This is a genomic window from Mesorhizobium sp. C372A (assembly GCF_030323245.1).
In the GTDB taxonomy this organism is placed as follows: Bacteria; Pseudomonadota; Alphaproteobacteria; order Rhizobiales; family Rhizobiaceae; genus Mesorhizobium.
Map to the genome: position 1 here is coordinate 783,839 of NZ_CP100475.1, position 18,220 is coordinate 802,058.

Annotated in this window: 14 protein-coding genes and 1 tRNA gene; 9 read left to right on the forward strand and 6 right to left on the reverse strand. The window is 62.6% G+C overall.

The genetic code is table 11. The features are described 5' to 3' along the window. The first annotated feature begins 30 nt into the window (after positions 1-30). Positions 31-1,041 carry a ligase-associated DNA damage response exonuclease gene (locus tag NLY42_RS03580; protein ID WP_023669503.1) on the forward strand — a complete coding sequence of 337 codons (1,011 nt, stop codon included), beginning with the start codon at positions 31-33 and terminating at the stop codon, positions 1,039-1,041. Positions 1,042-1,285: 244 nt separating this feature from the next. Further along, entirely contained in the window at positions 1,286-2,884 is a 1,599-nt protein-coding gene (locus tag NLY42_RS03585; RefSeq protein ID WP_023755180.1) for a cisplatin damage response ATP-dependent DNA ligase, read from the forward strand. A gap of 7 nt (positions 2,885-2,891) precedes the next feature. Here the strand turns inward: NLY42_RS03585 and NLY42_RS03590 are convergent, their stop codons facing one another. Further along, entirely contained in the window at positions 2,892-4,139 is a 1,248-nt protein-coding gene (locus NLY42_RS03590; RefSeq protein WP_023755181.1) for a hypothetical protein, read from the reverse strand. 352 nt (positions 4,140-4,491) lie between these two features. Between NLY42_RS03590 and NLY42_RS03595 the strand changes: the two genes are divergently transcribed. The 6 genes from NLY42_RS03595 (at position 4,492) to NLY42_RS03620 (ending at position 10,377) form a co-directional block, all read left to right on the forward strand. Next, a tRNA-Thr gene (locus NLY42_RS03595) sits at positions 4,492-4,567 on the forward strand. 492 nt (positions 4,568-5,059) lie between these two features. Continuing rightward, positions 5,060-5,248: a hypothetical protein gene (locus tag NLY42_RS03600; protein ID WP_023669500.1), complete on the forward strand. Its 189-nt coding sequence runs from the start codon at positions 5,060-5,062 to the stop codon at positions 5,246-5,248. Further along, complete coding sequence (locus tag NLY42_RS03605; protein ID WP_023755182.1) at positions 5,248-6,429, forward strand: acyltransferase family protein; 1,182 nt, start codon at positions 5,248-5,250, stop codon at positions 6,427-6,429. The genes NLY42_RS03600 and NLY42_RS03605 overlap by 1 nt, the downstream gene beginning before the upstream one ends. Continuing rightward, positions 6,426-7,538 carry a glycosyltransferase family 2 protein gene (locus NLY42_RS03610; RefSeq protein WP_023755183.1) on the forward strand — a complete coding sequence of 371 codons (1,113 nt, stop codon included), beginning with the start codon at positions 6,426-6,428 and terminating at the stop codon, positions 7,536-7,538. The genes NLY42_RS03605 and NLY42_RS03610 overlap by 4 nt, the downstream gene beginning before the upstream one ends. After that, positions 7,535-8,581 carry a glycosyltransferase family 2 protein gene (locus tag NLY42_RS03615; protein ID WP_023755184.1) on the forward strand — a complete coding sequence of 349 codons (1,047 nt, stop codon included), beginning with the start codon at positions 7,535-7,537 and terminating at the stop codon, positions 8,579-8,581. The genes NLY42_RS03610 and NLY42_RS03615 overlap by 4 nt, the downstream gene beginning before the upstream one ends. Continuing rightward, on the forward strand, positions 8,581-10,377 hold the full coding sequence (locus tag NLY42_RS03620; RefSeq protein ID WP_027049321.1) for an ABC transporter ATP-binding protein: 1,797 nt from the start codon (positions 8,581-8,583) through the stop codon (positions 10,375-10,377). The genes NLY42_RS03615 and NLY42_RS03620 overlap by 1 nt, the downstream gene beginning before the upstream one ends. Positions 10,378-10,500: 123 nt before the next feature. Here the strand turns inward: NLY42_RS03620 and NLY42_RS03625 are convergent, their stop codons facing one another. From NLY42_RS03625 to NLY42_RS03645, 5 genes are read right to left on the reverse strand one after another with little or no spacing between them, the layout of a single operon-like run. Then, positions 10,501-11,331: a dipeptide ABC transporter ATP-binding protein gene (locus NLY42_RS03625; RefSeq protein ID WP_023669495.1), complete on the reverse strand. Its 831-nt coding sequence runs from the start codon at positions 11,329-11,331 to the stop codon at positions 10,501-10,503. Beyond that, a complete protein-coding gene (locus NLY42_RS03630; RefSeq protein ID WP_023696764.1) occupies positions 11,331-12,176 on the reverse strand; it encodes an ABC transporter ATP-binding protein in 846 nt (281 codons plus the stop codon). The genes NLY42_RS03625 and NLY42_RS03630 overlap by 1 nt, the downstream gene beginning before the upstream one ends. Next, positions 12,176-13,060 carry an ABC transporter permease subunit gene (locus NLY42_RS03635; protein WP_050485757.1) on the reverse strand — a complete coding sequence of 295 codons (885 nt, stop codon included), beginning with the start codon at positions 13,058-13,060 and terminating at the stop codon, positions 12,176-12,178. Before NLY42_RS03635 ends, NLY42_RS03630 begins: the two co-directional genes overlap by 1 nt. A gap of 26 nt (positions 13,061-13,086) precedes the next feature. Continuing rightward, positions 13,087-14,094 (reverse strand): ABC transporter permease subunit, encoded by a 1,008-nt coding sequence (locus NLY42_RS03640; RefSeq protein ID WP_023755185.1) that lies wholly within the window; start codon positions 14,092-14,094, stop codon positions 13,087-13,089. Positions 14,095-14,141: 47 nt separating this feature from the next. After that, positions 14,142-15,740 carry an ABC transporter substrate-binding protein gene (locus NLY42_RS03645; RefSeq protein WP_023669491.1) on the reverse strand — a complete coding sequence of 533 codons (1,599 nt, stop codon included), beginning with the start codon at positions 15,738-15,740 and terminating at the stop codon, positions 14,142-14,144. Positions 15,741-16,215: 475 nt separating this feature from the next. Here NLY42_RS03645 and NLY42_RS03650 point away from each other — a divergent pair, with 475 nt between their 5' ends. Continuing rightward, the gene (locus tag NLY42_RS03650; protein ID WP_023755186.1) at positions 16,216-18,207 is read left to right on the forward strand and encodes a long-chain fatty acid--CoA ligase; all 1,992 of its coding nucleotides are present in this window, start codon (positions 16,216-16,218) and stop codon (positions 18,205-18,207) included. Positions 18,208-18,220: the final 13 nt, after the last annotated feature.

Genomic DNA, 18,220 nt, shown 5'->3' on the forward strand with positions numbered 1-18,220 from the left:
CGCGCTGGAATTAGCCACTATCTTGACTGGATGCGCGCCAGCGACCTGCTCCATCCCCGGCCTGAAGGCCTTTATTGCCCATGCGGCGATTTCTTCATCGACCCGGTGCGGCCAGTCAACCGGGCGTTGATCACGCATGGCCATTCCGACCATGCCCGATCCGGCCATCGTTCGGTGCTGGCGACGCAGCAGACGCTCGACATTATGGGGTTGCGTTATGGCGAGGATTTTGCCGGGACAACGCAAGCGGCCGTGCTTGGCGAAGCGATGGCGCTGAGCGATGTCAGCGTCACCTTCCATCCGGCCGGCCATGTGCTGGGCTCGGCGCAGATCGCGGTCGAGCACAAGGGCAGGCGCATCGTCGCCTCCGGCGACTACAAGCGCCAGAAGGACGCGACCTGCGCACCGTTCGAACCGGTCCAATGCGACGTCTTCATCACCGAGGCGACCTTCGGCCTGCCGGTGTTTCACCATCCGCCCGACACGGAGGAGATCGCCCGGCTGCTCAAATCGGCGGCGCAGTTTCCCGAGCGATCGCATCTGGTCGGCGCCTATGCGCTGGGCAAGGCACAGCGGGTGATGCGGCTGCTGCGCGATGCCGGTTATGACAGGCCGATCTATATCCACGGCGCGCTGGCCAAGCTCAGCGAATATTACCAGAGCCAGGGCATCGACCTCGGCACGCTGGAGCCGGCAACCGTCGACAGCGGCGGCAAGCAGGATTTCACTGGGGCCATCGTTGTCGGCCCGCCATCGGCCTTCGCGGACCGCTGGGCGCGGCGCTTTCCCGACCCGATCTCATGCTTCGCCTCGGGCTGGATGCGCATCCGCCAGCGCGCCAAGCAAGGCGGCGTCGAACTGCCGCTGATCATTTCCGACCATGCCGACTGGGATGAACTGACCGCTACCGTCAAGGAGACGGGCGCCGGCGAAATCTGGGTGACGCACGGCCGCGAGGAAGCGCTGGTGCGCTGGTGCGAGCTGGAAGGCATCGCCGCCACGCCACTGCACCTTGTGGGCTATGAGGACGAGGGCGATTGATGGTGATTTTTGATCCAGAAATCGCCGGCGCGGCGATCCTTCCCACCCCCCTCTGGCCTGCCGGCCATCTCCCCCGCAAGGGGGGAGATCAGATGTCACCTCCGCTTTCGCCAATCGCCAACCTCGCAAGATGGGCGGCAAGATCAAGGCTGCCAATCTCCCCCCTTGCGGGGGAGATGTCCAGCAGGACAGAGGGGGGTGTGCCAGAGCGCAAACCTCTGCCGTCAACGCGGTCCTTGCATCCATGAACCGCTTTGCCGAACTCCTCGACCGCCTGGTGCTGACGCCGTCGCGCAATGGCAAGCTGACACTGCTCGTCGATTATTTCCGCAGCGTCGAGGACCCCGACCGCGGGCTGGCGCTGGCGGCTATCACTGGCGACCTCAACATTGCGGCGGTCAAGCCGGCGATGCTGCGCACGCTGGTCACCGAGCGCATGGATCCGGTGCTGTTCGGCTATTCCTACGACTATGTCGGCGACCTTGCCGAAACCGTCTCGCTGGTCTGGCCGCAAACGCCGGGACATATCCCCAACCGGGAGCCGACGCTTGGCGATGTCGTGGCGACGCTGCAGGCGGCGAGCCGCTCCGACGGACCCAAGGTGCTGGCCGGGCTGCTCGACAGCGCCGGCATTTCGGCGCGCTTTGCCATCATCAAGCTGGTCACCGGCGGCTTGCGCATCGGCGTTTCGGCGCGGCTGGCCAAACAGGCGCTGGCCGATTTCGGCAAGGTCGATGTCGCCGAGATCGAGGAGCTGTGGCACGGGCTGACGCCGCCCTATATCTCGCTGTTCGCGTGGCTGGAAGGCAAGGCCGAGAAGCCGAAGCGGACCGCACTTGCCCTGTTCAGTCCGGTGATGCTGTCGAACCCGGTCGGCGACGGCGACCTCGAAAAGCTCGATCCGGCCGCCTATGGCGCGGAATGGAAATGGGACGGCATCCGCGTTCAGGCGGTGTGCGAGGGCGGCGTGCGCCGGCTCTATTCGCGCACCGGCGACGATGTGTCCGGCGCATTCCCCGATCTCGCCCAGGCGATGAATTTTTCCGCCGCGCTCGACGGCGAATTGCTGGTCGGCGAGCCCGCGGCGACCGGCACGTTTTCGGACCTGCAACAGCGGCTCAATCGCAAGAGCGTGGCCCCGAAGATACAGCAGCAATACCCGGCCTTCATGCGCTGCTACGATGCGCTGCAGATCAACGGCGAAGATTTGCGCGCGCTACCTTTCCGCGAGCGGCGGGCCCGTCTTGAGGCCTTCATCACAACGCTGGACCCGCACCGTTTCGATCTGTCGCCATTCGTCGAATTCCGGGATTGGCAAACGCTGGAGGAACTGCGCCGCGCGCCGCCGCACCCGATTATCGAAGGCGTGATGCTGAAGCGCTGGGATTCGCCCTATCTCGCGGGACGGCCGAAAGGGCCGTGGTTCAAGTGGAAGCGCGATCCGCACACGGTCGATGCTGTGCTGATGTATGCGCAGCGCGGCCATGGCAAGCGGTCGAGCTTTTATTCCGACTATACGTTCGGCGTCTGGTCGGGGCCGGAAGGCGCGGAGGAATTGGTGCCGGTCGGCAAGGCCTATTTCGGCTTCACCGACGAGGAGTTGAAGCAGATCGACAAATTTGTCCGCGACAATACGGTCGAGCGTTTCGGCCCGGTGCGCTCGGTGCGCGCCGACCGCAGCCAAGGCCTGGTGCTGGAGGTGGCGTTCGAAGGTCTCAACCGTTCGACTCGCCACAAATCCGGCGTTGCGATGCGATTTCCCCGCATCTCACGGCTGCGCTGGGACAAGCCGACCGCCGAAGCCGACCGCATCGAAACGCTGCAGGCGCTGCTTGATCGCTAGGCGGCGCTTACGGTTCGATCGAAACGCGGATCTCGTAGATGTCGACCGCCTTGCCCTGCTTGTCGAAGTCGGAGTTGATGGCGATGCTGCCGGCCGCGCCCGGGGGCTTGTCGGGGAATTTCACGTCGAACAGATATTCGTTACGCTGCTGGCCGACCGCATAGCGCTTGCGGCCGCAGTCGCCGAGATCGCCGAAATTGCAGTCGACGGAGATCTGCGTGTCCTTGCCGTCCTCGGCGCGGGCGACGATGTCGAACACGGCATGTTTGCCGGCAAGCTTCTCCAGCACGCCCTGCCCGACATCGAAGCTGATGGCCGAGCCGGAAGCACCGGAGCGGATGCGCAGGAAGGAGCCGGTGTCGTCCTGCACGACATCGGCCTTGGCGTCGGACGGGGTCGCCACATGCGTTGGATCGGTGGGTGTAAACACGTTGATCCAGTCGCGCGTCTGTTCGGCGACACCAGGCTGCTGCGGCGCGCCAGGCTGCTGCGGCTCAGTTGTATCGGCAGGCGGCGTGAAGTCGTCATCGTCGACGGTCGGCGGCGCTTCGGGCGGCGCCGTGTCGAGCTGCGCCGGCGTCTTGAAGACCCCGGTCTGCACGGCGAAATAGAGGCCGATGCCGGCGGCGGCGAGCAACGTCACGCCAAAGAAGATCGCCGTCAGCGGCAGGCGGCGGCCCCTTATCCGCCTTTCATCACGGTCAGGCGCCACTTCCGCCGCGGCCTCGGCCGGCGCGGAATCGGCCATATCGATCGCCGGGGCGCCGGGCAGCGTGGCGTCAGGCATGATGTCGGGGACGACCGGCAGCACGCGCGAACGCGGCGCGTCGGATGCCTCGGGCTGAACCGGTTCATCAACGACGATCGCCGGCGACGGTCCGACCGCGACACCTGTCGGGGCATCGACCGCGGGCGCTTCGGTGGCGCCTGGCGCTTGCGCGGCGTCTTGCGGCTGCGCAACGCGTTGCGTCAGCGCGGTATCTTGTGTCTGCGCAGCGCTCTGCGTCGGCGCGGCGCTCTGCGTCGGCGCGGCGACATCGGGGACCGCGGGCAGGAATTCGGATTCGATCTCGGCGATCTTTTCCTGGACCGCCTTGCGGCGCTTGATGGCGGCTTCCACCGTCACGCCGGGATTGGCCTGGAGCACGCGGTCGAGCGCCGCGAAAGCCGACCGATAGACCCTCTCGCGAAATGCCCGGTCCTCGGCGTTGCCTTTCTCGAAGGCGTTGCGGATCGCTTTTTCGATCGCGTCCAAGCGAATTTCCCCTGTCCGTTCGCTTACATTGCCATGATCGTTAGCCGCAGGAGACCAATCAATCAACGGGCGAGCGCCCGCATTCTGCCTTACAGGCCTGTTCAAGGCCCATTTCGATGCGTTTTGGCAATAAAATCAGTCGGTTTTGCCGCCTTGCCGGACAGTTTGTGCGCAGTCCACCGCGACGTCTCCGCGTAGCCGAAAAAGCAAATGAGGCGGTGGCTCATTGCGCGCCAATGGAAAATGCCGGGACGAATTGCCGGATGCCGGCTCGAAATCGCGGTTGCCCATCTTGAATTAGCGGCCGGTTGAGTCTATCACCCAGCCGATCCTGGAACCTCGCGCTTCCCGGGCCGCTTTAGCTCAGTTGGTAGAGCACATCATTCGTAATGATGGGGTCAGGTGTTCGAGTCACCTAAGCGGCACCAGTTCTCCATCCGACGCAAGCGTGACGGCAGGTGCAAGGCTAATGCACGTCACTCCCTACGCCAACACCGGCACTTCCTGTCTGCCTCGTCGACATGCGCCATATGGCCGCCGCCACTGGATTGCGTCGTCAGACGCTTGACCATCGACTATGCTGCATCGCGCAAGATCGACAACCTAGAGAACCCGACACTACAAGCATAATTTATAAGATACAAAACCACTGCCTTAGAATAATCTTCGTCAATTTTGACCTATATCAGACACTCCGGATTATAGTTGTGTAATTAAACCGTATCTTTTCTGACATGGTACCACTTCTCGTACAGCATTGCGGACGTGAAAAACCCTCAGCGACGCAACGCACTCGCAAATCATACCCATTTTTAGCACTAACTCACACAAATATTACAGCTCGATAGATATTTTGTGTTGCACTGCACCATTGCCCGGTTGCACCATTTCTTGGGGGATTTGGTACTGGGAAGTGCGCCGTGGAGGATTCCGCCAAGTTGATCAGCTTGAATTTTTCGCTGGCCAGCACCGATTTCGAGGCTGCCCCGCGCAAAAGGCGCGGGTTTGATGTTGTCGGCGCACTCTCGACGCTGGCAGGCCTCGACCTGAGGCCCGGAATGCAGGGCCGCTGGCTTCATCGGAGATTTCAGACCGGCGGAAATGGCTGATGGCGGTCGCGCGTGACAATCAGTTGGACGCTCTGCGCGCCATCGCTGTCACGATGGTTCTCTATTCCCATTTCCTTGCACCCAACGGGTCCTCCTTTTGGGGCCACATCGGGGTGCGGCTTTTTTTTGTGCTGAGCGGCTTCCTGATCACACGACTGCTGCTCGAAGCGCGCGCCGCGGCCGAATTCAAAGCCGGCCCTGCATTGAGTTCCTTCTACATCAGGCGCGCGCTGCGCATATTCCCGCCCTATTTCGCCGTGCTTGGGTTCGTCTGGCTGACCGATCTGGAGCAGTCCAGTGGATCGCTCGTCTGGCATGCGCTTTACCTGTCGAATTTTTGGTACGCGCTGCGCAACGAATGGACGCCCTGGCTACTCTGCCATTTCTGGAGCCTGAGCATCGAGGAGCAGTTCTATATCGCCTGGCCGCTGGTCGTGCTTCTCGCACCCCGCCGGCGGGTGGAAGCGATCACTATCGGCGTCATCCTGTTGTCGCTGGCCTATCGCTTCTACTGGCCGATCACCGCCACCCCGGCGCTAGCGCGCGACCTGCTGCCGCCAGCATCGATGGACGCGCTGGCGTTTGGTGCTTTGCTTGCCTGCCGGCGGACCAGAGGCGCCGGCCTGCCGCAATGGATGCGGCTAGGCTGGCCAGCCCTTGCGGCTGTCTTCCTGGCGATTGAGTGGCTTATCCCTGCGCCGGCCGATCCTATGCTGGAATGGGCCCGCTGGGCGTTGCTGCAGATCCTGCCCCTAGTGCCGCTGGTGGCCGTTGTGGCCGCCTGTTCAGCCGGCCTTGGCGGCGTCCTCGGCAGGGTTTTCGAACTGCCACCGCTGCTGTCACTGGGCCGCATCAGCTACGGCGTCTATCTTTACCATCCGATCCTTCTGTCGCTCGCCGTCAAGTCACAGCCCTGGATCCCGCTCAATGTCTCGGAGCAGGGGCCAGGGCGTTTCCTGGTCGCGAGCGCCGCCACGATCGCCGTCGCTTCGATCTCGTGGACGGCTTTCGAAAAGCCGCTCAACAGCCTCAAGCGCCGCTTCCCCTATGTAGCGCGCCGCCGCTCCCAGGCACGCTCTGGCGATGCCGGCTGGCTCGGCAGGGCGGCGGACGCCTATCCCGGCGGATCCCCCGATGGCCGCGCCGCACTCGAACTCCGGCGAACGGATGCGCAGAGATGACCACCGCGCCGCTCGTCTCCGTCCTGCTGCCGGTCTACAATGCCGGGCCTTATCTCACCGCTGCGCTGGAGAGCATTCTGCGGCAAGACTACGATCGCCTGGAGGTCATCGCTATCGATGACGGATCGACTGACAACTCGCTCGAGATTCTCGAACGATACCGCCGGGCAGACAATCGCGTTTCTGTCATCTCGCGTGAGAACCGCGGCCTCGTCGCCACCCTGAATGAAGGGCTACGACTGGCCCAGGGCGAGCTTGTTGCGCGAATGGATGCGGACGATGTCGCCTATCCCCGGCGCCTCTCGCGCCAGGTCGCACTGTTCGAGCGGCGGCCCGATCTCGGCTTCTGCGGCGCCTGCGTCGATACCTTGCTTCACGGCCGTATCGCCAAAGGCAGGCTAGACCCGGTGTTCCGGCTCGGCCGGCTCGACATATTGTCGATGTTCTTTACGATATTCTTACATCCGACGGTGATCTACAACAGGAATGTCATTGGGAACAACGATCTCTATTACGATCCTAAATATAGACATGCCGAGGATTTTGATCTCTTCAGACGGCTTGCCGGCCGTTTCCCGGCGACCATATTGCCCGATAGCCTGCTCGTCTATCGCATCCATGCGGGAAGCGTGACCATGCGGCATGCCAAGGAAATGCGCAGGACGCATTTGCGGATCGTGGCCGAAAATCTCGAGCGTGAGGGGCTTGCGGAAACCACAGCTGATCTGCGCGACATCGGCGACGCCGTCTCTTTCGACACGGTTTCGCGCGCAGCCGATTTCATCCGTGCGCTCGAAGAGCGGATTTCCGAGCTGCCGACCGACACACGGCCAAGCTTCGAGGCAGGCGCGCTGAACCTGTTTTATTTCCTCTACCAACTCGTCGGCGACGAAGGAGAACCGCCGCTGACCCACGAATTGCTCACGCGGACGGCGAGATGGAATTTCATCCGGCGCCGCGAACAATATGCGCTGCGTCCCGGCGTCTGGGCGCCTTGGCTCAGCCTGCTCTCGATAAGGGCCGGAAAGCGGGCGGACGCGGTGGCCTACTTCTTCAAAACCACGCCGGCCGAAGCGGTGCTTGCGCGTTATCAGCGGGGACTGGTATGACCGACAGGCCCCACCCGCTCCTGCGCGATCACCAGTTTGCGAGTGCGCCTGTCCCGACATCTCCCCGATCGGAGCGGCCGTCGCTCGAGGTCAGTTTCATCGTCTGCACGCGCGACCGCGCCGCTGTGCTGGAGGCTTGCATAGCCTCGATCCAGGCGGCATGCCGGGTGCACGCCACCTTCGCGGCAGAGTTGGTGGTGGTCGATAATGGTTCACGGGACGGCACGTCAAAGCGGCTGGCCGCTATCGCCGAAACTTCCGACATCCCAGTCACAGCCGTCTCGGAGACTCGCCCCGGACTAGCCGCTGCCCGCAATGCCGGATTGGCGCGAGCGCGAGGCCGCGTGCTGGTCTTCGTCGACGACGACTGCAAGCTCGACCGCGACTATCTCCGCGACCTGGAGCGGCACTACCGGAGTGGCGAGAAGTGGCTGATCCGCGGCGGCCGGGTCGAGCTCGGTGATGCCCAGGACCTGCCCTTCACCATAAAGCTCTACGAGGCAAGCGAGCGGCTGACCCCGGCGGTCCACCCCGGCGGCTTCGTGCTCGGCTGCAACATGACCATGCACCGCGACGTCGCGGCCCGCATCGGGTCGTTCGACGAACGCTTCGGCGCTGGCGGCCCGCTACGCTCGGCTGAAGATACTGATTATCTCGTGCGGGCGATGCTGCTCGGCATGCCGGTCGAGTATGTGCCCGACATGACGGTCTTGCATCATCACGGCCGGCGAGACCGCAAATCGATCGACAGGCTGCACCGCGACTATAGCCTCGGTAATGGTGCGCTGTGCCTGAAACATGTCCGCCACGCCCCTTGGCTGCTTCGCCATGTCTATTGGTCCGCGCGGGCCGCGTTCAGGGAACTGGCGGGCCGTCCTCGCTTTGACCGCGACCTCGATCTGTCGCACTGGCCTATTGTCGTTATGAATCTGGCAGGTGCCGCCAGATTTGCGCTGCTCGTCATGATGGGATGGCCAAAACGGCTGCCGCTGCGCCACGACCGAGAAGCCAGCGAAGCCAATGCGGAGGCCAGAGCGCGATAATGTCACTGATTCCGTCAGCCCTGCCAATGCTGCGCCGCGCGCTTGGTGGCAGGCTGTTGCGGCTCGTTCCCGTCGTGGTGGGGCTCGGGCTTGCAGGCGCCGCGCTGGAAGGCCTCGGCATCGGTCTCATCATTCCGCTGCTCGGCATCATTATGGGACGTGGCGAAACATCAGGCATGGCCGGTTTCTCCGCCCTCCTCCAGCAGGTTGGAGCGGACCTCGGCGAGCGCCAGCGGCTGATCGCCATTTCGGCCGCGATCCTCGGTTCGATCGTACTGAAAAATGTCTTTGCCTTCGCCAACACTCTGCTGACCAGCTACATCTACGGCAAGGCAGGTTATTCGATCCGTAGCGCACTGTCGGAGCAGTTGCTCAGGGTCGGCTACCCCTTTTTCCTGCAGCAAAGCCCCGGGCGGCTGCTCAACATCATCTCCAACGAATCCTGGCGAGCATCCGACGCTATCCAGGCCCTGCTCGGCGCGATCGTCAGTGCCTCGGCCGCCGTCATCCTGCTCGCCTTCCTCCTGCTCCTCTCTTGGCAGATGACGCTGCTGGTGACTCTAGGGCTGGCGCTTGTCCAGCTGGCGCACGGGGTTTTGTCGTCCAATCTGAAGGCGCCGAGCCGCAGCGTCGTCTCGCGCAACAGCGCACTGGCGTCGCAGATGCTGCATCTGGTGCATGCCGGGCGCCTGATTCGCATCTTCGGGCAGGAGAACCGCGAAAAGGCGGTCTTCGCCAAAGCGTCCGACGGGGTGCGGCGGGCGGCTTTCGTGCTTTCAATCCGCCAGGGCGTCTTGCCGCCACTGACCGAGGTATTGCACGCAATGCTGTTCCTGGCGGTGGTGATCGGAGCCTGGCTGGCGAATGTAAGCTTCCCGCTGACCGTCGCCTTCCTCATCCTGCTCTACCGACTGCAGCCGCATATGCGCGCCTTGCAGATGTCCTGGAGTCAGTTGCAAGGCATGAGCGGCTCGCTGGAGGAGGTACAATGGCTGCTCGATCCTTCCGACAAGCCCGAGGCGCCGCAGGGCAGCCTGCCGTTCGACGGCTTGCGCCAAGGGATCAGCTTCGATGATGTGAGCTTCGCCTATTCCGGTCCCCTGTCAGGCCCCGACGCGCGCGAGGCGGTGCTGCATAAGGCGGTGTTCGACATCCGCAGCGGCCGCTCGACTGCGCTGATCGGCCGCTCGGGCGCCGGCAAGACGACGATCGTCAATCTCCTGTGCCGCTTCGTCAAACCCGACAGCGGCAGGATCCTCGTCGATGGGGCACCGCTCGATGAAGTCGACCCAAGCCAGTGGCGGCGGAACATTGCCCTGGCCAGTCAGGAGCTGGAACTGGTCGATGGCACCATTTTTGAAAACATTATCTACGGCTACGACACGGCCTCGGCCAGCGACGCCATGCGCGCCGCAAGGCTGGCCGAGGCACATCAATTCATCGAGCACCTGCCGCAGGGCTACGCGACACTGGTCGGATACCGGGGCATCAACCTGTCAGCCGGACAAAGGCAAAGGATCGCCCTGGCGCGGGCGCTGGTGCGCGATCCCGATATTCTCATCCTCGACGAAGCCACCAGTGCGGTGGATGGGTTGTCAGAAGCCGCTATTGTCGAGACGCTGAAATCGCGGGCCGGCCGCCGCACCACCATTGTCATCAGTCATCATTACAGCACCATATCGTTCTGCGACGACGTGGTGATCTTGAGCCGCGGTCGGGTGAAAAAACAGGCCCCCTTCGCAACCCTGGCAATGCTCAGCATGGACGAGCTTTACCAGCACGGAGCGGGTGAGTGATGGGGCGCACCCCAACCTGCGACGCGGCTTGCGCCCGGCAGCTCGCAGATCGCGATCAATCCTGCCGGCAAACCACCGCCGCGACGCATTTCCGATTGTTCAAAAACAATTCTCGGTGAGAGGTCAGGCGGCCTTCTTCTTCGCCAGCCGCGCCTTGATCGAGGCGACGTCGGCGCGCGGCGTCGCGGCGAACAGCGTCCTGGTGTAGTTGTGCTTGGGGTCGGCGAAGACCTCCTCGCGCGAGCCGTATTCGACGGCTTCGCCGAAATACATCACCATCACATCGTCGGCGATGTAGCGCACGACCGACAGATCGTGGCTGATGAAGACATAGGTCAGCTGGAATTCGTCCTGCAGGTCGGCGAGCAGGTTGAGCACCTGCGCCTGCACCGAAAGATCGAGCGCGGAGACCGGTTCGTCAAGCACCAGCAGGCTCGGGTTCAGCATCAGCGCGCGGGCAATGGCGATGCGCTGGCGCTGGCCGCCCGAGAACATGTGAGGATAGCGATTGTAGTGCTCGGTTCCGAGGCCGACTTTCTTCAGCATCCTCATGGCGAGGTCGCGCCGCTCTTCGGCCGGCTTGTCGGTGTTGATGAGCAGCGGCTCGCCCAGCACATCGCCGATCTTTTGGCGCGGATTGAGCGATCCGTAAGGGTTCTGGAAGACGATCTGCACCTTGCGGCGCATCTCCCTGGTCAGGCCGTTCCTTGCGATGTCGACCTTGTTGCCGTCGATGAACAGTTCGCCCGACGTTGCCGGATCGATCAGCGTGATGATGCGCGCCAGCGTTGACTTGCCGCAGCCCGATTCACCGACGATGGCCAGCGTCTTGCCCTTGTCGACGCTGAACGAGACGCCCTTGACCGCATGCAAGGTGCGCGCGCCGCGAAACAGGCCGCCGCCGACGTGATAGTCGCGCACGATGTCCTTGCCTTCGACGACCTTGATGCTCATCAGACGCCCCCGGCAGCTGGTTCGAACAGCATGTCCGAGACGGTCGGCAGCCGGTCGCCGACGGCATTATCCGGCAGCGCCGACAACAGCGCGCGGGTGTAATTGCTCTTCGGCGATTCAAACAGCGACAGCACGTCGGCCTCTTCCATCTTGCGGCCCTTGTACTGGACGATGACGCGGTCGGCCGTCTCGGCGACCACGCCCATATTGTGGGTGATCATGATCAGGCCCATGCCGTATTTAACCTGCAGCGACACGAGCAGGTCGAGGATCTGCTTCTGGATGGTGACGTCGAGCGCGGTGGTCGGCTCGTCGGCGATCAGAAGCTTCGGATTGCAGGCGATGGCGATGGCGATCATCACGCGCTGGCACTGGCCGCCCGACATCTGGTGCGGAAACGAGTTCAGCCGTTCGGCCGGCTCGGCAATGCCGACCTGCGTCAGCAATTCGATGGCGCGCTCGCGACGCTGGGCCTTGTCCATGCCCATATGGAAGCGCAGCACCTCCTCGATCTGAAAGCCGACGGTGAAGCACGGATTGAGACTGGCCATCGGCTCCTGGAAGATCATCGACATGTCCTTGCCGACGATCTTGCGCCGGTCGGCCGGGCTCATCTTCAGGAGATCGCGGCCGTTGAAGCTCATCTCGTCGGCAGTGACCGTCGCCGTCCACGGCAACAGCCCCATCACAGCCAACATCGACACCGACTTGCCGGAGCCGGATTCGCCGACGATGGCCAGCACTTCACGTTCGTTCACATGGAGCGAGACGCCATCGACCGCGCGGAACGGGCCGGATGCGGTCTGGAACTCGACGACGAGATTGCGGATGTCGAGCAGCGCCATTACGACCTCCTCAGCTTCGGATCGAGCGCATCGCGCAGACCGTCGCCGATCAGGTTGATGGCAAGCACGGTGATGAGGATGGCCAGACCGGGGAAGGTCACCACCCACCAGGCGCGCAGGATGAATTCACGCGCCGAGGCGAGCATGGTTCCCCATTCCGGTGTCGGCGGCTGGGCGCCAAGGCCGAGAAAGCCGAGAGCGGCCGCCTCCAGGATGGCGTTGGAGAAGGACAGCGTGCCCTGGACGATCAGCGGCGCCAAGCAGTTGGGCAGGATGGTGCGCAGCATAAGCCTTATATGGCCGGCGCCGGCGACCTTGGCGGCGACCACATATTCGCGGCTCTTTTCGGCCATGACGGCAGCGCGCACCAGACGGGCAAAGTGGGGTTGCAGGACAAGCGCGATGGCCAGCATGGCGTTGAACAGGCCGGGGCCGAGGATGGTGACCAGAACCAGCGCCAAGAGCAGCGACGGGAAGGACAGGATCAGATCCATGACCCGCATGATCGCCACGTCGACCCAGCCCCGGAAATAGCCGGCCAAAAGGCCCAGCGTGATGCCGCCGACAAGCGCCAGCGTGACCACGACGGCGCCGATGAGCAGCGAGAAACGCGCGCCATAGAGCAGGCGCGAGAGCATGTCGCGGCCGACGGCGTCGGTGCCAAGCAGATATTCCATGCTGCCGCCTGCCTGCCAGGCCGGCGGACGCAGGAAAGCTGTCTTGTCCTGGATGTCGGGCGCATAGGGTGCCAGCAGCGGTGCAAAGAGCGCGGCCAGCACCAAAAGGATGAAGACGAACAGGCCGATGACGGCGCCGCGGTTTACCGAGAAATAGTGCCAGAAGGTCCTGAAGCCGGTCAGACGGTCAGGGTTGCCGGCGGCCATCGGGGCGATTTCGGTCGACTGGCTCATCACGCCGCCCTGATGCGCGGGTTGATGACGGCATAAAGCACGTCGACAATCAGGTTCACCGCCATGACGATAAAGGCGATCAACAGCAAGCCTGACTGCACGACGACATAGTCGCGCTTGGATATGGATTCGACCATCCACTTGCCGATGCCCGGCCAGGCGAAGATGGTTTCTGTGAGAATGGCGCCGGCGAGCAGGGTACTGACCTGCAGGCCGATGGTGGTGACCACCGGGATCAGCGCATTGCGCAGCGCATGCACGCCGATGACGCGGGACGACGACAGGCCCTTGGCGCGGGCGGTCCGCACATAGTCTTCGCCCAGCACTTCGAGCATGGCCGAGCGCGTCTGGCGCGCGATCACCGCCAGCGGGATGGTGCCGAGCACAATTGTCGGCAGCACCAGGTGACTCAATGCCGAGCGGAAAGCATCCCACTTGCCGTAGAGCAGGCTGTCGAGGGTCAAGAAGCCGGTGATCGGCTTGATAAAGAACTGAAGGCCGATGCGGCCTGAAACCGGGGTCCAGCCGAGATAGCCGGAGAAAAAGATGATCAGCAGCAGGCCCCACCAGAAGATCGGCATGGAATAGCCGACGAGGGCGGTGCCCATAAGCCCCTGGTCGAACCAGGAGCCGCGTTTGACCGCAGCAATGATGCCGGCCGGGATGGCCAGCACCATGGCGAAGATCATGGCGAAGACTGAGAGCTCGATGGTTGCCGGGAAGAGCGTCATGAAATCTTCGATGACCGGCCGCTTGGACGAAATCGACACGCCGAAATTACCGGTCGCGGCATCGCGAACATAATGCGCGTATTGCTGCCAGATCGGCAAATTGTAGCCGAACTGTTCCTTCAGTTCCGCGTAACGCTCGGGCGACACGCCATGCTCGCCGGCCATGGCAAGAATGGGATCGCCGGGCAGCAGCCTGACGAAAGCGAAGGCGCAGATGGTGATGCCGATCAGCGTCGGCAGCACCAAGACGATTTTGTTTAGGAGATATCGGAGCATCTTGAAAAGCGGGCGGCGCCTGATTGCGCGCCGCCCGCCTAACAGTTCTATTCGGCCTTGTCGACGCCGTCGAAGCGATGAATGCCGAGCGGGTCCATCATGAAGCCGCTGACATTCTTGCGCACGACTGCGTAGACTTGACTGTGTGCCATGAGGAAGGCCGGAGCCTGCTTCTGGAAGACAACCTGCGCCTCTTCATAGAGCTTGGTGCGTTCGGCCTGGTCGCTGGTCTTCTTGGCCTTCTGGATCAGATCCTCGAAGTCCTTGTCGCACCAGCTGGAGTAGTTCGACACGCCGATGGCCGAGCAGGCGAACAGCGTGGCGAAGAAATTGTCCGGATCGCCATTGTCACCGGTCCAGCCGATCTGGAAGGCGCCCGGGCGCTCCTTCTTCTTGCCTTCTTCGCGGTACTTCGTCCACTCGTAGCTGACGATCTCCGCCTTGACGCCGACCTTGGCCCAGTCAGCCTGGATCAGTTCCGCGGCGCGCTGGAAGTTCGGGTTGTAGGGACGGACGCGGTCGGAGGCCCAAAGCTGGATCTCCTTCAATCCGGCATCGGCCAGCACCTTCTTGGCTGCTTCCGGATCATAGGCGTCGGACTTCACGTCCTTGTTCCACGACCACATGGTCGGCGGGATCAGGTTTACGGCCGGCGTGGCGCCGGCGTCCTGGAACAGCGACTTGATGAGCGATTCCCGATCGATCGCCTGGTTGAGCGCATGGCGCACTTCAGGCTTGTCGAGCGGCGGGATGGTGGTGTTGTAGCTCATATAGCCGATGTTGAGGCCAGCCTGATCCATCAGGGTCACGTCGGCGTTGGCCTTGATCGTGCCGATGTCGGCAGGATTCGGATAGGGCGCGATATCGCATTCGCCGGCGAGCACCTTCTGGATGCGGGCGGTGGCATCAGGCGTGATCGCGAAGACGAGATCGTCGATCTTTTCCTTGCCCTTGAAGTAGTCCGGGTTGGCCGCATAGCGGATGACCGAATCCAGCTGGTAGTCGACGAACTGGAACGGACCTGTACCGACCGGCTTGGTCGAGAAGTCGGCCATCTTGCCGTCTTTTTCCAGCTGGTCGGCATATTCCTTCGACACGATCGAGGCGAAGTCCATGCCGAGATTGGCCAGCATCGGCGCGTTCGGCTCGGTCAGCGTCAGCTTCACGGTCAGGTCATCGACCTTTTCCCACTTGGCGACGTATTTCGGCATGTCCATGCCGGTGTAGTAGTCCCAGGTCAGGTTCGGCAGGTACTTCTCGCCGTTCCAGGGGTTTTCCTTGTTGAACTGGCGATCGAACGAAAAGACGACGTCGTCGGCATTGAAATCACGCGTCGGCTTGAAGAAATCTGTCGTCTGGAACTTCACGCCCGGATGCAGGTGGAAAGTATAGACCAGGCCGTCGTCCGAAATCTCCCATTTGTCGGCGAGACCGGGCACAACTTCGGTGCCGCCATGCTTGAACTCGACCAGGCGCGAATAGACGGTGCGCGACGAGGCGTCGAAGTCGTTGCCGCCCGTCGTGGTACCCGGGTCGAAGTTGGCCGGCGAGGCCTCCGAGCAATAGACCAGCGTCTTGGCATTGGCCACACCGCCGAGGACGCTTGCAGCCAGCAACGCGGCTGCAAAAGTCAGTTTCTTTTTCATTGAGCACTCCCTGATGTTCTTCCAAGCCCCTCTATAGGCTCGCGAAGCGCGCATATAAGCACCGTTTTTCCGGCTTTGGAACACCCTGTTTGCCTACCCCACCGTAAGCAGAAAATATTTCTCGGTCTTTGACGAACTGCAGAAACAAATAGCAAAATCTGCTAATCACGGGATTGTTAACGACCGCATTTTTTCATTGATCGCAGCAATCGTAAGCCAAAAATCCACAAGCCTGGGTTTCGCCACCGACACGACAGGACGGCATTGCCGAGCCGGCGTCGCGGGAAGGATTTCGACGGCAAATCTTTGCCGTCCTGCCGCTGGGGCAAGACTTGCACGGCCGCCGATAGTCGCAATAGATAGATGACACGCTGGATTTTCCGGGATCCGCGACATCGCTGCAGCGGAGGACGCCTCACCACATCGAGGCGGCGCAGCATGGAGCAGGCAACAGAACGACTTAGGGAGGCTAGAGGTGGCGAAAGCAACAAAGTCAACGGCCCCGGCGAAAGCAAAAGCGGCGAAAGCTTCAAAACCGGCCGCCGCTGCCGCCAAGTCGAAAGCGCCACCGGCCAAAGCCACTCCCGCCGTCAAGCCAACGGCAACCTCGACGCCGGCGAAGGCAAGCGCCAAGCCGGCAGCGAAACCTGCGGTCAACCGCGCTGCGAAGACAGCACCCGCTGCAAAGCCCGCCCAGCCGCCAGCCGCCAAGACAGCCGCGGCGAAGCCCGCCTCGAAGCCGTCGACGGGCGTGGCCAAAAAACTGCCGAATACGCTGACGGCGCTTGCCGCGGGCTTGCCGGAAAAGCCATGGCTAAAAAGCTATTCGAAAGTCGTGCCGGCGGAGATCGGCGCCCTGCCCTACAGTTCGATCGGCGACTTCCTCGTCGGCGCCTGTAAGCAGTTTTCCGGCCAGCCGGCATACGTCTGCATGGGCAAGTCGATCTCCTATGCCGAACTCGAGCGGCAATCGGCCGCCTTCGGCGCTTATCTGCAATCGAAGGGCCTGCAGAAAGGCGCACGCGTGGCGCTGATGATGCCGAATGTGCTGCAATATCCGGTGGCGATGATGGCCGTGCTTCGCGCCGGCTATGTCGTGGTGAACATCAATCCGCTCTACACGCCGCGCGAGCTCGAACATCAGCTCAAGGATTCCGGCGCGCAGGCGATCGTCATTCTGGAGAATTTCGCCAGCACCCTGGACGCGGTGATTGCCAGGACGGCGGTCAAGCATGTGGTGGTCGCGGCGATGGGCGACATGCTCGGCGCCCTCAAGGGCACGATCGTCAACCTCGTCGTGCGCCGGGTGAAGAAGATGGTGCCGGCCTGGTCGCTGCCCGGCCATGTCAAGTTCAATGCGGCGGTGAAGGCCGGCGCCGGCATCGCCTTCAAACCGGCCAAGATGGAGGCCGGCGACATCGCCTTCCTGCAATATACCGGCGGAACCACGGGGATTTCCAAAGGTGCTGTGCTGCTGCACTCCAATGTGCTGTCCAATGTCGCGCAGAACACGCTATGGCTGCAGGACGCCTACGCGATCAAGCCGAAACCGGCGCATCTCAACTTCATCTGCGCGCTGCCGCTCTACCATATCTTCGCGCTGACGGTGAACGCGCTAATGGGCATGCAGCAGGGCGCCCAGAACGTGCTCGTTCCCAACCCGCGCGACATTCCCGGCTTCGTCAAGGAGCTGCAGAAATACCCGATGCACATTTTCCCAGGCCTCAACACGCTGTTCAACGCGCTGCTCAACAACGAGGATTTCCGCAAGCTCGACTTCAAGCCGCTGATCATGACGCTGGGTGGCGGCATGGCGGTGCAGAAGGGGGTTGCCGAGCGCTGGAAGGCGCTGACCGGCAATTCGATCACCGAGGGCTACGGGCTGTCGGAGACCTCGCCGGTGGCCACCGCCAACAAGTTCAGCGACAGCAATTTCACCGGCACGATCGGCCTGCCGCTGCCGTCGACCGAGATCGTCATCCGCGACGATGACGGCAACAATCTGCCGCTCGGCGAAGTCGGCGAGATCTGCATCCGCGGGCCACAAGTCATGGCCGGTTACTGGAACCGGCCGGACGAGACCGCCAAGGTGATGACCAAGGACGGCTTCTTCAAATCCGGCGACATGGGCTTCATGGACGAGCGCGGCTACACCAAGATCGTCGACCGCAAGAAGGACATGATCCTGGTCTCCGGCTTCAACGTCTATCCCAACGAACTCGAGGAAGTCGTCGCCCAGCATCCGGGCGTGCTCGAAGTGGCGGCGGTCGGCGTGCCGGACGAGCATTCGGGCGAAGTGCCGAAGCTGTTCATCGTCAAGAAGGATCCGGCGCTGACCGTTGAGGCAATCACTGCGTATTGTCGCGAGAACCTGACCGGCTACAAGCGGCCGAAATACATCGAGTTCAGGACCGAGCTGCCGAAGACGCCGGTGGGCAAGATTTTGCGCCGGGCGCTGCGGGAATAATTTGAACGGCGAG